The organism is Rhizobium sp. NZLR10 (genome assembly GCF_019685125.1).
Lineage (GTDB): Bacteria > Pseudomonadota > Alphaproteobacteria > Rhizobiales > Rhizobiaceae > Rhizobium.
The window spans coordinates 46,457-61,168 of the sequence record NZ_JABDWE010000001.1; the positions used below are offsets into that span (position 1 = coordinate 46,457).

Sequence of the window (14,712 nt, forward strand, 5' to 3'; positions counted from 1 at the left end):
ATCGCCGCAGAACACCGCTCGTCGCGGGGCGCGCGCCTTTTGTTACTCGGGCGGCGCGGCCACGCTCCCGGTGTCCGCCCCAGCCTTCTGAAGATCGCCTAGACTGCCAAATTCTCCCGAACGCATGATCCTCGGATCTATTCGGAAGCTCTTGTCGTTCAAGTTGCCGCTGTAGCGGTTGCGCGCGAATTGCACAAATCCAAGCCCAAGATCGGGAGCGTTGACGTACGCGACAATGCCGCTGTCACTGTCAACCGATACAACGTTCTCCTCAATACGATTGGGGCGTGCCCACGGTGGACGCCAACCCCTGCCGGTACCGTCATCAACGCGAAAAGCAGCGCCCGATCCGTTCGTGATGACGTTTCCCGCCACCAGGTTGCTCCAACCGCCATTGATACCGATCGCCGCGACGTTGCCCGAGAGCGTATTTCCCTCGATGCGCAGCCCGCTCGCCTTCCCATCCGTATAGATCGCCCAGCTGATAGGGGACGGCCATTCACCGGTATTTTCATATCCGGGAGGCCAGAACGTCCCATCGGCCCTGTTCATGAGATGACCGGTGCCGGTCACGAGATTGGAGCGGATGGTGCTGTTCAGAGGGTCGGCCTGCTCGCCCATCATCTTGATGGCACCGCCATCTGCCGTCTGCTGATTGGCGTTATGGATCACGTTGTGCTCGATGACAGCGTTATAGACGGCGTCATTGGAACCCCACAGCGAACCGCCGGCGATTCCGAACTGCGCCGTGTTTTCGATCAGATTGTCGGCGATCCTGACATTGTCAGCCGCCTGAAACCATATTCCGGCGGTTTCAATGTAAACCTTTCCGATGTCATGGATATGGTTTGAAAGGATCCTGGCGCCGTTCGACTTGCCGAAGGTGCCATAATTTGTGCCGACGTAGATCCCGTTGCCAGCCACATCCGCAATCACATTGGCGGCAATCAACGCATCCTTGCTTTCCGTCACATGGATCCCGACGCCGACATTCTCGATGCTGTTGCCGACAATCTTGACGCCATCAGCGTGTTCGATCCGAATGGCGCCAAATCCTCTGGTTTCCGTATAGAACTTGCCGCTGCCTTCGGGAGCTCCATCTCTAAACTCGAACCCTGATACAACCATCCCGCTGGCCCCATCCAACTTGAAGAATGTCGGCAGGATGCCAGCAACGACGACGGAATTGGGCAACGACTGATCGACAGGGATATAATGAAGCTCGCCCGCGACAAGGTCGTACCACCACTCTCCGGGAGCATCGAGCAAGGTCTTGGCTCCGGCAAGGAAATAGCGGCTGCCTTCTGCGGTAAAGAAATAGCCTGTGCCTTTCGTATGGACAGTCCGGCCGGCGTCATCGATGGATACAACGGGGAGCGTATCATTGCCCCACTGGCTTCCGGGTTGATACCCCCCAACGATGTCCACGACCAGTCCACTTGTATCACCCACTGCCGGAAGATCGCCGGCATGGAAACAAAAGCCCGTGTTTCCTTCTGACGCGTCGACGGTAGGCTGGCACTTTGCGGCAAACAACCATCCCTTGCGTGGATCGCCATCAGCGGGGGCGTTGGGGAATCGAGCTCTGGTTTGGCGTATCCCATCGACGAAAAGGTCACCGACCCCTTCATCCGGCGGCAACTTCAGCGGCGCCGTCCAGCGACCATCGGCTTGCTGCGCGAAGTCGCGCACGCGCGGCCCCCCATGCAAAATCGGCGCTTCATTGCATCTTGCCGTCAGGATCAAGCCCGTATCGCGGGCATCAAAGACGATCGGCTGAGTAAGGTAGTAATCGCCTTTACCCAGCGCGATGGTGTTGGTGCCGCCCTTCTCACGGGCAGCATCACGGGCTCTTTCAATGCTGGCGAAAGGGCCGTCGCCACCCTGCTGAGTTGCGGTCGGAAGGAGGCCACTCCAGGTGTCTTTGCCATCGGGAGAAACGTAAAATATCGTCCGCACCCCGGTGCTGCTGCTCAATTCGTCGCTTAAAGAAGTCCCCTTCAACTTGGCTGACAAAGTCGCGGAAGCTTCCGCGCAAGTCGCCTCCCTGACGAGCACCTGCAGGCGCTCGGGCCCATCTATCTCTGTCCCAACTGGCGCCGGATTGCCGGGCTGGGGAAAGAGCATGACAGGCAAAATGCTCAGGATCCGTCTAAAACGCCGCCTCATGATGTCTGCAACCCGCTCGTAAGGCCATGCGCGGGCGCCTGCCAAGCTGGCGAACGGCTGGTCGAAACGACGGGCGCGTATAGCGAAAACATGATGATGGCTGTGGTAAACAGGATGAAGATGGCGTCATTCTGAACGAAAAAAATACTCTCGGTCAGATTCATCACCGGAATCATGATCGTAAGGACATTGAGCCAGAGCCACCCGTACTGCGGATCATGACAGTGAAGGAACGCGCCCTGGCGAATTGCGTAGGGAAGCATCAGAGCGAACGGAATCATTCCAATGATGCCAAAGCTCAACAGGATATCGCGGTATCCATTATGCGCGTGGGGCGCCGGCCATCCGATTTTTAACCAGATGTGCGTCGCTTCAGGGTTCGCGACTGTCCAGAAAGCCTGGTAACCGTAGCCAAGCAACCAACGATCGGATATTTCGCGGTCAACCAGCTCCCACAATGGCACCCGACCCGTCAAAGTCGCGTCCTTGCCGAGCGCTACAAGGGCCGGAACCAGGAATTCGTGCAGCGAAATCAGAATGCCGACAGACAGCTGAACGAAAAACAGGACGATGACGACGCGGCCAATGCTGCTGCTTCTTTGCAGGAGGGAATAAAAGCCGATCAGGCAATACGCCACTGACGTTGCAATGATCGCGGTCATCGATCCGGAGCTTGCAAGGCAGATCACACCCGCCGCCAACAAGATGAACGCGGTTCGCCGCAGACCGAGCGTGCCGTCGATCAGCACCGCCGTCGCCACCAAGATCATCAGAGCCGCGTACCAGCCCAGGACGTTCTTGTGAATGAAGACGCCCCGCATAGCACCGTCCGGCATACTGGCGAGGCTTGGTGACACCACGGAGATAACCACACTCAGGCCGATACAGGCTCCAAGCGTCACAAATAGCAGGAACAGCAGCTGCCTTGGCGTGAAACGTATCGCCAGGACATAGGAAAGAAGCATGCAAAACAAAAGGCCGATTGCGCGCCTCAAGGTCGTTGGCGGTGATATTGACCACAGGGCAGACAAAAACGGCAAGACGAGCATCAGGGGAAGAATCAGATTTCGTCTGAGCGCCGTTAGAAACTGCGGAAAATTGCGTATCAGGATCACGATTGTAAATGCATAAACAGGAAAGCAAGGAAGACGCAGTATAGATTTGGCAGATTCGCTGAGCGTTCCGTCCGCATCAGCCAGGATAAGTGGCAGAAGAGCGCCTGCCTGAAGAAAAAGGGATATGCCGGCGCCCCAGCATTCTATGGCCCGCCAACTGATGGTTGGTCCGCTGGCAGTTCTGAGGCTATCTACTCTCATTATCCGTCCCGACTGACTTGAACAGACAAGCGGCTGTTGATCGCGGCAGATCAAAAAAACAGGTGTCGGCCTTTGTGGCTGCGCTGCTCTCAAGCAATCATCCGGCCACATCCCCGGTCAACCTGTTCTAGTGAAGGGCGGGCTACGCCTAATGCACCTTCGCTCCACCCAAAGACGATGTTGCGCCTAAGCTTTCAGCCGGCATTTACCCAAAAGGTGGGTCTTCATGCCCGCGAATTGCCCTTAAGAGCAGATGTTGCGCTTGTCCGTTCACCGGTACCGTGGCGATGAATCTCTCGTGAAGCGTGGTGGGTAAGCCGCGGTTCCACTGCAATGAGGCAACAATTCTGACAGAGGCTATCTCTGCAGTCGAAGCCTGGAAGGTTAGGATTACTATGTTTCTGCGTCATGATCCTAGTTCTCTATGCAACACGACCGGCGCTCTGCTCGTCGTGGCATTGTCAGCGGCGATCTCATCGGCTCTGCGCGAGATGCTGTTCGGCCGACATGGTATTTTGAATATCACCATCACCGAGGCTCCAAGCCTCGATGGCTACCTAAAGGTCGACCTCTCAAGCAACTTTGCGCTGCTGCACAGCAGCGCATCGCGGCAACCCGCCTGAGCGCGCGCCATGGAGCGGCCGGCCCTCAGTGTCCTCATCAATAATTACAACTACGCTCGCTTCGTTGGGCGGGCGATAGACAGCGTGTTGAGCCAGGACGCGCGCAACGTCGAGATAATCGTCGTCGATGACGGCTCTACCGACCAGTCGCGGTCTGTTCTGGAAGTGTATGACAACCGAGTAAAGGTGATCTTCCAGGAGAACGCAGGACAGGCGGCTGCGATCAATACCGCTGTGAGATCAAGCACGGGCGAGATCCTCTGTTTTCTGGATGCTGACGACTGGTGGGCGCCGAGCAAGCTGTCGGCGACGGCTGCAGCGTTCCGCGCAAACCCGCAAGCATCGCTCGTCTATCACCGACTGCAGCCAACGCTTGTCGATGGCACGCCGACTTCCAAGCCGATCCCTCGAACCCTGTGTTCGGGCGCTTTGTCGCCGCTACTCACCAGATCGGCTGGCTGGTGGCCTTTTCCGATGACGTCAGCCGTCGCGGTACGGCGTAGCGCATGGAATGCTGCCGGCAGCATTCCCGAACAATTCCGCATATCGGCCGACGCCTGGCTCGTGGGGATCTATCCGTTTCTGGGGGACGTCATTGCCATGCCGGATCCGCTTGGATTCTACCGCATCCACAATAACAACTGGTATCGCTCGACCGAGGATGCCACCACGCTAAGGAGGCGGATGACGCACTGGCAGCGTACCGTTGAAGCGACGAACCTGTTTCTCTCAACCCATCAACTGCCGGCAAGACTACGTCTGACGGATCACCATCCCTATCGCATCGCGTCGGCAAAGCTGCAGGGAGCCGATACACGCACCCGGTTCAAGCTTGCCGTCGAAGGCCTCTTCTTTGCCGGCGAACCGAACCTGCTCCGACGGACGCGCGATAGTTTGCGCTCTGCGCGCGGCCTGTCACGGCTCGGCCTGGACGTCGGCTTGTCGGAGGCAGCGAAATGAAGGCGCTGCTATTGGTTTCCGAACTGGAAGACTATACCATCTCCTTCGCCAGCGGCGTTGCCCAACACCTGAACGTTGTGCTTGCCGTGCCTCGCCGGCGCTATGCACATCTCGCCTCTTCTTTCGATCCGGCTGTCGATCTGCACCTTCTGGACTGGCCGAGACACCGTTCTCTCTCCAATCCCTGGTTTCTCTACCAGCTTACGCGTCTGATCCGGCGGGAACAGCCAAACCTCATCCATCTCCTCAGCAATTCTACGCTTTGGCTGAACCTTGCCGTGCCGTTCTGGCGCCCGATCCCGCTTGTGACGACCGTTCATGACGTGGAAATCCATCCCGGCGATTCCGATACGCGTTCGCTGCCCGACTGGGCCCCCGAATTGATGGTGAAACAATCCGGACATGTTGTCGTCCACGGCGAGGGACTGAAGCGGCTTGTCCTCGATCGATATTCAAAATCGCCGGACTGTGTCCATGTCCTGTCGCATCCCTCCATCCTTCGCTATGCGGAACTCGCGCGGCGACAGAAGATGGCACCGCGCGAAGCGGATGGTACCATACGCGTCCTGCTCTTCGGACGGATTTTCGCCTACAAGGGCCTGGAACATCTGGTTCGGGCCGAGGCGATGCTCAAGGACGCCCTTCCCAACCTGCGCATCACGGTCGCAGGCCGTGGCGACAATCCGCTGATATTCCAGCCGCTTATGGGGGATGCCGGCCGCTACGACATTCGCAATCGTTTTATCGAGGATGCAGAGGTCGCCCAGCTTTTCCTGGACACCGACATTGTCGTGCTTCCCTATACTGAAGCATCCCAAAGCGGTGTACTCAACCTTGCTGCCGCATTTGGCAAACCGGTGATCGTCACGGATGTCGGCGAGTTGCGGGGCACCGTTCAGCCCAACGGGTTGGGAATGGTGGTCCCTCCCGGAGATGCCAAAGAGCTCTCGGCAGCAATCAGGACATTGGCAGACAACGGCGAACTGAGAAACAATTTCGGCGCCAATGCGCTCGAATGGGCCAAAGGACCGAATTCGCCTGAACGGGTCGGCGCCCAGGCCGCGGCCGTTTATCGGGAGGTGATCGGGTCATGCTGATGGAGGCCGTGACGGACAGAAGTCGAATGGCACTACGGAGCACGGCCAGCGTCCGCCACTATGTTCCGGGCGGCTGCGAGAACGGCGGCGGCATTGGCAGGCTGGTCGGCTATATAACAGAGACAGCGAACGAGACCGGCACCGAACATTTCGTCACCGATACCAGAGGGGCTCGATGGTCCAAGGTGACGTCACCCGCACGCCTGCTCGGCGCCATCCTGACGATGGCAAAGGACCGGATTGTCGCGCCGGCCCGCATTCACCATATCCATATCGCCGGCCGCGGCAGCACCTCCCGAAAACTGATCCTGACCGAGGCTGCCCGTTTGTTCGGGTGCTGCCACATATTGCACCTGCACGACTACGACTATGCCGGCGACTTTGCGCAACGCTCGCCGCGCCAGCAACGGCTCATCCGTCGGATGTTTCAGAATGCCGATTGCGTTGTGGCGCTCGGCCGGCGCGATCGCATGACGCTGACCACACTTCTGGGCGTTGACGAGCGTCGCACGGTCGTTGCCCATAATTGCGTCCCCGATCCCGGGGCGCACGATATTCGCGTCGGCCAGACACCGCTGATCGTATTCCTCGGCCGGTTGAGCGAACGCAAGGGCGTCACGGAGCTTTTGTTGGCCCTGAGCCACCCGCTCATGAAAGAACTCCAGTGGCGGGCTGTACTGGCAGGCGACGGACCTGTCGAGGATTATCGCCGTCAGGCTGACGCCATGGCGCTTTCCGATCTGGTAGAGATGCCCGGCTGGCTCGACGCCGGTGAGGCGCGAGCCCTGTGTGCGCGTGCAGATATCCTGGTTCTGCCTTCGCACGCCGAAGGTCTGGCAATGGCCCTGCTCGAAGGGCTGTCCCACGGGCTCGCGGTCGTCACCACGCGTGTCGGAGCGCATGACGAAGTCATTACCGACGGTGAAACCGGGATTTTCGTGCCCGTCGGAGATCCGAATGCCTTGGCTGCAGCCATGGCGAAACTGGTGACCGATCCAGAAACCTGCATCCGCCTCTCAGTCCGGGGGCGCACGCATTACCTCAACCATTTCAGCATGAAGGCCTACATGCGGTCGCTCGAGAAACTATACGAAACCGTTTCCGCGAAACCTCAAGCAATGGTTGGCGCACGATGACGATTTCCACTCTTCCGCCGGACCGCAATCTTCCGATCTCGCCGATGCGCTATGACCCACGCTTTCAGGTAGAGACCAAGGCGGACAACTTCGATCTGGCATCCATTTACCGTCTCGTTCGCCGAAGAATGATCATGATCATCACGATAACCATGCTGCTCATGGCGCCCGCGGCGATTATGATCTTTGGGCTGAAGCCCACCTACCAGGGCTGGGCCCGGTTGATTGTCCACCAGCCCCTCGCAACATCGCTTGATACGGACGATGCCAACCACAGTGATCTACTTGACGCGAAATCGGAGACTGAGCGGCTTCTATCCAGAAGTATCGCAGAGCGAGTTGTCCGCGAACTGCAGCTTGACGTGCGGGAGGAATTCAATCCAGCGCTGCGGGAGACCTCGTTCATCGAAAGGATCCGGACAAAGGTGCGCGCCCTGTTCGACACAAAAAACCCCACCTCGCCTTTACGGGACAACATCAACGCCATCATCCCGGAATATTTTAGGGCGCTCGGCGTGTGGCATGAAGATAAGAGTGACGTTATCCAGATCAGCTTCAATTCGACTGATCCTGAACTCGCAGCCGCGGTTCCGAACCGGGTCATCGGCATTTACCTCGATGAGCGGAAGGAGAGTGTCCGTGGCCGCCTGGATGCGGCGGAAGAGTGGATACGACAGCGCATCACGGAACAGCAGGTTCGCGCTGACACTTCTCGAGACGCTGCCCGCAACTATCAAGAATCGATGGACGTCGTCTCGAAAGAGGACGCTCAGGAGGAACGGATCAAGTCATTTCTGGAACTCACTGGCCGAGAAGGGAAAATCGAAGAAAGCCGGGTTGAGGTAGAGGCGGCGATCTCGACGCTGGAAACAGCCGATAACGCTTCGGTCGCAGCGCAGAACATCGTCGTCCCCGACAGCATTGCCATAAAGCAACGCGATCTTCGCGGACAGGAACAGGATCTCGCCCGTCTTCTCGAGACATATGACGGCAATGCCGACGCCGTGGTGGAGCTACGTGGAGAGATCCAAGAATCCCGTGCCGATCTCGAACTTGCGACCAAACAATATCTCCAGACAATGCGGATCAAGCTCGTCGCACTTGATCATGAAGCTGAAGCAGTACAATCCAGGTTGGTTGTTGCTAATGAAAAACGCATACGCGATGCGCTGGTGCAGACGGAATTGTTGCGACTTCAGAAGATCGCGGAAAAGGAACAAACGGCACTCGACAAGCTTGAGAACCAGCGCCGTGACCTCGCCGCGAGGGCCCTGCTGCCGGGGGCGGAGTTGGAAGTTTTAACACCGGCTACAGTGCCGCTTGCATCACAGGGACGTGGACGGCTTTCCTATCTGGTGGGCGCCCTCCTGGCCGCAATCTCGGCCGCCATAACGGCCGCTTTCGTGATCGAAATGTGGGACCGGACGGTCCGGAGCTTCGACCAGATATCTGGAATGGCGCGCACGATACCGGCTGGACTTATCCCGCGTCTGGCGCGAAGGGAACATTCGAAGACGATGTTCACACATATACCGGTCCCGATGTTTGACGAAGCAATCCGTACCGTGGTGCTTTCACTCAAGCAGTCCAATGGCGGTAAGTTGCCGAACAGCATCGTCGTTACGTCGGCTCACAGCGGGGACGGCAAGTCGCTTGTCGCGCGATCGCTGGCTATCGAACTTGCCGCCGCCGCGATTCCGGTGCTGCTGGTCGATGGCGACCTTCGGCGGGGAAAACTCGATTCGTTTTTCAGGTCGGAGCTAACGCACGGATTGAACGAATTCCTGAATGGTCAAGCCGATTTCCGCGACATCGTCTACCACCATCCAAGCGGTATCGATTTCATTCCGTCTGGAAATTTCAGTCTCCAGCGGCGCGTCCGTCCGAACGGCCTCGCAGAAATCATCGAGATGGCGGTCGCGGCCGGCCAGGTTGTCATCTTCGACAGCGCGCCTGTGCTCGCCTCGACAGATACCGTGCATTTGACTGCCCTGGCGGAAAGAACACTGGCAATCGTTGGATGGGGAAAGACGAGCCGCCGCGCCGTCGAGTTCAGCCTGCAGCAAATGAAAAGCTCGCGGAACTCGGAAATCGTTGTCGCGATCAACAAGGTAAATCCCGAAAAGCACGCACTGTATAATTTCAGCGACTCGGAGCTTTTTTCAAAATCCCTGATGAAATACTACAAACTCAAAGTGTGAATACATCACACGCACTGATTAAATGCTCATTTTTTGAAATTGCACGAACTACACAGCATAATTTGCTTCTGCATTGGCATCCAAGTTGGAGGACCCATGGATACGAGAATGAGAGAGAACCGAAAAGTTGCGCTGATTACCGGTATAACAGGTCAGGACGGCGCGTATCTGGCCGAAATGCTCTTGGAGAAGGGCTATATCGTTCACGGCCTCAAGCGACGCTCATCGTCCTTCAACACCAGTCGTATCGAGCATCTCTACGAGGATCCCCACATCGAGAATCCTCGCTTTATTCTGCATTTCGGGGACATGACCGATTCAACGAATCTCATCCGTGTCGTTCAGGAAACGCAGCCGGACGAGATCTATAATCTCGCCGCACAGAGCCACGTTCAAGTCTCTTTCGAGACGCCGGAATACACGGCTAACGCGGATGGAACCGGCACTCTTCGGCTACTTGAAGCAATTCGCCTCCTGGGGCTGACCAAAAAGACCCGCTTCTATCAAGCGTCCACCTCAGAGCTCTACGGCAAAGTCCAGGAAGTCCCGCAGAGCGAAACGACGCCTTTCTACCCCCGATCACCCTACGCGGCGGCCAAGCTCTACGCCTATTGGATTGTGGTCAATTATCGCGAGGCATACGGCATGCACGCCTCGAACGGCATTTTGTTCAATCATGAAAGCCCAATCCGCGGCGAAACATTCGTGACACGCAAGATCACCCGGGCGGCGGCGGCGATCCATCTTGGCCTGCAGGAAAGGCTCTATCTCGGCAATCTGGATGCCAAGCGCGACTGGGGACATGCACGAGAATATGTCCGCGGCATGTGGCTGATGCTGCAACAGGACGAACCGGAGGATTATGTCCTGGCGACAGGCGAAACGCACTCGGTTCGTTCCTTTGTCGATAAGGCTTTTGCCAAGGTGGGCATGCCAATTGATTGGCGTGGGAACGGGGTTGAGGAAAAGGGATACGATAAGACATCCGGTCAGTGTGTGGTGGAGATCGATCCAGCTTACTTTCGTCCGACTGAAGTTGATCTTTTGATCGGCGATCCGACGAAGGCGCACACCAAGCTTGGCTGGAAACACGAGACCAGCCTTGATCAGCTGGTTGCGGAGATGGTTCGCGAGGATCTGAAAGTCATGGCACGAAATGTTCCGTCGCTAGGCGCAACCAAAGGCTTTGCTCATGCCTGAGGTGATCTACAGCCTTGCCGGAAAAAGGGTCTATGTCGCGGGCCACCGCGGCATGGTGGGCTCTGCGATCGTGCGGCGTCTCGCTTCCGAGGGTTGCGAGATTTTGACGGCCACCCGCGCCGAGGTCGACCTCAGACGGCAGGAGCAGGTGGAGGCCTGGATGAGTAAGAATCGTCCCGACGCCGTCTTCCTGGCTGCGGCGAGGGTCGGCGGCATTCTGGAGAACGCTACCTATCCGGCCGACTTTCTTTACGACAACTTGATTCTCCAAGCGAACGTCATCCACGCAGCCCATAGAACTCACGTCGAAAAACTGATGTTTTTGGGCTCGTCCTGCATTTATCCGAAATTCGCCGACCAGCCGATCGTGGAGGACTCCCTTCTGACTGGATCGCTTGAGCCCACGAATGAATGGTATGCGATCGCCAAAATTGCCGGATTAAAGCTCTGCCACGCCTATCGCAAACAGCACGGTAGAGATTTCATCTCGGCCATGCCGACCAATCTTTATGGTCCCGAGGACAATTTTGACCTCGGGTCAAGCCATGTCATGCCGGCGCTCATACGCAAGGCGCATGAAGCCAAGGTCAACCAGCAGCAAGAGATCTGCATCTGGGGTACTGGCACGCCGCGGCGCGAATTCCTGCATGTTGACGATTGTGCCGACGCCTGCCTCCATCTCATGAAGACCTATTCCGCCGAAAGTCATGTGAATGTCGGTTCCGGCGAAGACATTTCCATCCTCGAATTGGGACAACTCGTCTCCAAGGTCGTTGGCTTCGAAGGCAAGATCAAGCACGACCTCACCAAGCCAGATGGAACGCCACGTAAACTCTTGAGCATCGACAAGCTTCGCGCTCTCGGCTGGTCTCCCAAGATCGGTCTGAAGGAGGGTATCGAAGACGCCTATCGCTCTTTCCGTGACGGTCATTATCTCGAACGCAGCAACAGGATTATTTCCGGCGACCTGGTCGGCCAAAGCGACATCGGTATTGAGAGAGCCGAGACTTCGGCGCTGCATGCGTCCACGCTCTCTTCGGTCGCACATCATCCTCGCGCATAGCGAATTTGCGCGAGGCACAATGAGCTTTTGTCTCGGGGGGGACGCATATGCGGGGATGGAGCAAACAATGCGACCGGTAGAAATCAGGATTGTAGCGCTCATTTTCCTGATAGTCGTGTGGGCGCTGATTATCGGTGCGGCAATGGATTTTTTCGCGGTCGAGATGCCGATATCGCTTGTCGCTCTATTAAACGGATAACCACGTCGGATGGCTCCACGAGATCGCCTTCGGCCGGGCTGTCGGACGACGATTGCTACGGTAAAGTCGGCAGGCGCGGCCGCACCCACATGCAAACCGTTGCTCGAGCCAGTTTGCCAAACCAGCTCCGACTTTGCCGGGCTGCGCCTTGAGACAGGGTGGTTTCTGGAGCAATAGAATCAGTTAGTTACGCGCATCCACAGGAAAAATTGTTACGAGCATCGACCGGAAGCGTGGTACACAATCGAAATGGTGCTTTAGAACAGGATGATTTTAGGCCCGGTCGGCCTAAAATCTGAATCCTGTTCTACATTAGATAGTTAGAGCATGATGTCATGAGAAAACCGCTCACACTTTTCGGCATCATGCTCCAGGGAAGACGATCATGCGGTATCTTCGATCAGGGCCGCGTCGGCTTCAAACCCAGGACATGGGTGCCCCGCGCGCCAAAACAATTGGCCTCAGGTCCGGTGAAATCGCCGATCGAAATATTCGCGTCATTCTGGAAGCCATCCGCCGCCATGGTCCGTTGACGCGGATGGAGCTTGGCCGGCATAGCGGCCTGTCAGGCCCCGGCATCACCAATATTCTTCGCCGATTGGCCGACCAGAAGCTTGTCACCTCCCATCGCCGCAGCGGTCCCGGTGGCGGGGCGACCGCCACCGAGTTCGCCTTGCGTCCGGAAGGCGCCTTTTCGATCGGCGTCAAACTCCGCCAGCGGCGCGGCGAGATCGTGCTCATCGATCTCAGCGGCCAGGCTCATGATCGGGTCTATTTCAGCCTGGGCCCCACAGACAGGGTCGGCGCGGTGCACGCCGCCGTCAAGGACATCGCCGATCGCCACGCCGCCATGCCGATCCTCGGCCTTGGCATCGCCGCCAACGATTGGACGGACGAGCAAAGCGATCAAATCGCCGCACTGTCGGCGATCGCCCGTCCCTATGCCGAGAACGAGTGCACCGCGAGCCTACTCGCAGAGCGCACGATCGGCAGCTCTACGCGGGAGGGCGGGCTGGCGATGATCATCATCGATGACGACGTTCAGGCTGGTTTTCTCATTCGCGGCATTCCCTATTCCGGCGTCCACGGCAGGGCGGGCAGCATCGGCGAAATGCTGACCGGCCCCGACAATGTCCAGCTGAACACCGTCGTCGGTTTCGAGTCCCTGCGGTCGAGGATCGGCGACCAGGAATTCACGCGCTTGCTGGACGGGGAAGAATTCTCCTCGCCATCATTGTCGCAATGGATACGCGAGGCCGCCGGCCATCTGCTCGACCCGATCATCGCCATGGCCGGCTTTCTTGCGCCCAGCGTCGTCATGATCGGGAGCGATTTGCCACAAGGCGTGATCGAAGCCCTGATCCATCAACTTTCCATCGAGCGGCGCGACACCTCGACGAGGCCGTTGCTGACACCATGGATTTCGCCGATGAAACCGGCGAGCTTCAGCGGCGGCGGGGTGGCACTCGGTGCCGCCCTCCTGCCCTTCCTCAACACTTTACTGCTGCCGCCAGCTTCCGCCTGACGCCATTGCGTATCATGCATCACGCTAGAGCATGATGCCGAAAAGTCTGGGCGGTTTTCGGACGACATCATGCTCTAGCTATCTAATGTAGAACAGGAATCAGATTTTAGGCCGACCGGGCCTAAAATCATCCTGTTCTAGCGCTTCGTCGGCATGGCTGAGATCGGATGCCAGCGCCTTGTCGAGGATCTTCTGGATATTGGCGGCGCGGCGGAACGACGGTTCCTGCGTCCTGCCGGCTCGCACGGCCTGGACGAAACGCTGGTAGTTGGTCTCGACAGGATCGAACGGCACGTCGCTCCAGGTCGCAGTATGCACGTCTTCGCCGAGACAGGCGCGCAGCGTCGATTGTCCCGTATCGTAAATCATCTCGATCGAGCCGGTTTCGCCGTAGACCCTGAGGCGCAACTGATCCATCTGGCCGGCTGCCGTGCGTGTGGCCTGAATCGTGCCGATCGCACCATTGGTGAAATCGACATTCATCGTGAAGCTGTCGTTCGCATCGAGATCATATTCGCCGATCTTGTGGCCTGGCGCCTTGTCGAAGGTTTTCAGCCGCGCGAAGACATGGGCGACGTCGAGCCCCGAACCGTATGAGGCGAAATCGACGATGTGGATGCCGATATCGCCGAGTGCGCCGTTCGATCCATGCTTCTTGCTCAGCCGCCACAGCCATTTGCTTTCGCTCTTCCAGTCGCCCCAGTGTCGACCGACCAGCCAGCTTTGAAGGTGGGAGGCCTCGACATGGCGCACCGCGCCGATTTCGCCGGCGAGCACCATCTGCCGACCTTTCTGCAGCGCCGGCGAGTTGCGATAGGTGAAATTGACCATGCCGACCTTGCCCGATCGCTCGATCGCCTCGGTCATCTCCATCGCCTTGACCGCATCGGTGGCAAGCGGCTTTTCGCAGAAGACGTGTTTTTCGGCGGCGATCGCCTGAAGCGTCGTCGGGTGGTGGATGTTATCAGGCGTGACATTGGCGACCGCATCGAACTCGCCCCAGGCGAGAGCCTCTTCGAGGGAAGTGAATTGATTGGCGATGCCATGTTCGGTGCAAAAGGCAGTAAGCCTTTCCGCAACGACATCGACGCCTCCAACGACGCTGACGCCTTCGATCGCCTTGAATCTCGCGGCGTGCTGGTTGGCCATGCCGCCTGTGCCGAGAATGAGTAACCGCATCTTATCCTCCATGAGTTCGCTTCCGGCTACCGCGCAGCCGGACA

The 14,712-nt window shown here is 57.9% G+C and carries 11 protein-coding genes; 8 read left to right on the forward strand and 3 right to left on the reverse strand.

The genetic code is table 11. The features are described 5' to 3' along the window. Nucleotides 1–42: 42 nt before the first annotated feature. Together HJB82_RS00180 and HJB82_RS00185 are read right to left on the reverse strand one after the other, a co-directional pair. Nucleotides 43–2,169, reverse strand: a complete 2,127-nt coding sequence (locus HJB82_RS00180; protein ID WP_221139380.1) for a right-handed parallel beta-helix repeat-containing protein — start codon at nucleotides 2,167–2,169, stop codon at nucleotides 43–45. Then, a complete protein-coding gene (locus HJB82_RS00185) occupies nucleotides 2,166–3,485 on the reverse strand; it encodes an O-antigen ligase (RefSeq protein WP_207585147.1) in 1,320 nt (439 codons plus the stop codon). Before HJB82_RS00185 ends, HJB82_RS00180 begins: the two co-directional genes overlap by 4 nt. Before the next feature lie 395 nt (nucleotides 3,486–3,880). Here HJB82_RS00185 and HJB82_RS00190 point away from each other — a divergent pair, with 395 nt between their 5' ends. The 8 genes from HJB82_RS00190 (at nucleotide 3,881) to HJB82_RS00225 (ending at nucleotide 13,489) form a co-directional block, all read left to right on the forward strand. After that, complete coding sequence (locus tag HJB82_RS00190; RefSeq protein ID WP_207585146.1) at nucleotides 3,881–4,108, forward strand: hypothetical protein; 228 nt, start codon at nucleotides 3,881–3,883, stop codon at nucleotides 4,106–4,108. 9 nt (nucleotides 4,109–4,117) lie between these two features. Next, a complete protein-coding gene (locus tag HJB82_RS00195) occupies nucleotides 4,118–5,068 on the forward strand; it encodes a glycosyltransferase (RefSeq protein WP_207585145.1) in 951 nt (316 codons plus the stop codon). Beyond that, the gene (locus HJB82_RS00200; RefSeq protein ID WP_221139381.1) at nucleotides 5,065–6,165 is read left to right on the forward strand and encodes a glycosyltransferase family 4 protein; all 1,101 of its coding nucleotides are present in this window, start codon (nucleotides 5,065–5,067) and stop codon (nucleotides 6,163–6,165) included. The genes HJB82_RS00195 and HJB82_RS00200 overlap by 4 nt, the downstream gene beginning before the upstream one ends. Further along, nucleotides 6,159–7,301, forward strand: coding sequence for a glycosyltransferase family 4 protein (locus HJB82_RS00205; RefSeq protein WP_221117627.1), 1,143 nt, complete (start codon nucleotides 6,159–6,161; stop codon nucleotides 7,299–7,301). The genes HJB82_RS00200 and HJB82_RS00205 overlap by 7 nt, the downstream gene beginning before the upstream one ends. Beyond that, on the forward strand, nucleotides 7,298–9,502 hold the full coding sequence (locus tag HJB82_RS00210) for a polysaccharide biosynthesis tyrosine autokinase (RefSeq protein WP_207585142.1): 2,205 nt from the start codon (nucleotides 7,298–7,300) through the stop codon (nucleotides 9,500–9,502). Before HJB82_RS00205 ends, HJB82_RS00210 begins: the two co-directional genes overlap by 4 nt. Before the next feature lie 96 nt (nucleotides 9,503–9,598). Further along, on the forward strand, nucleotides 9,599–10,702 hold the full coding sequence (gene gmd, locus HJB82_RS00215; protein ID WP_207585141.1) for a GDP-mannose 4,6-dehydratase: 1,104 nt from the start codon (nucleotides 9,599–9,601) through the stop codon (nucleotides 10,700–10,702). Next, nucleotides 10,695–11,765 carry a GDP-L-fucose synthase gene (locus HJB82_RS00220; RefSeq protein WP_221139382.1) on the forward strand — a complete coding sequence of 357 codons (1,071 nt, stop codon included), beginning with the start codon at nucleotides 10,695–10,697 and terminating at the stop codon, nucleotides 11,763–11,765. Before gmd ends, HJB82_RS00220 begins: the two co-directional genes overlap by 8 nt. Nucleotides 11,766–12,349: 584 nt before the next feature. Then, on the forward strand, nucleotides 12,350–13,489 hold the full coding sequence (locus HJB82_RS00225; RefSeq protein WP_221117625.1) for an ROK family transcriptional regulator: 1,140 nt from the start codon (nucleotides 12,350–12,352) through the stop codon (nucleotides 13,487–13,489). A gap of 99 nt (nucleotides 13,490–13,588) precedes the next feature. Here the strand turns inward: HJB82_RS00225 and HJB82_RS00230 are convergent, their stop codons facing one another. Continuing rightward, a complete protein-coding gene (locus tag HJB82_RS00230; protein WP_207585138.1) occupies nucleotides 13,589–14,668 on the reverse strand; it encodes a Gfo/Idh/MocA family protein in 1,080 nt (359 codons plus the stop codon). Nucleotides 14,669–14,712 lie beyond the last annotated feature (44 nt).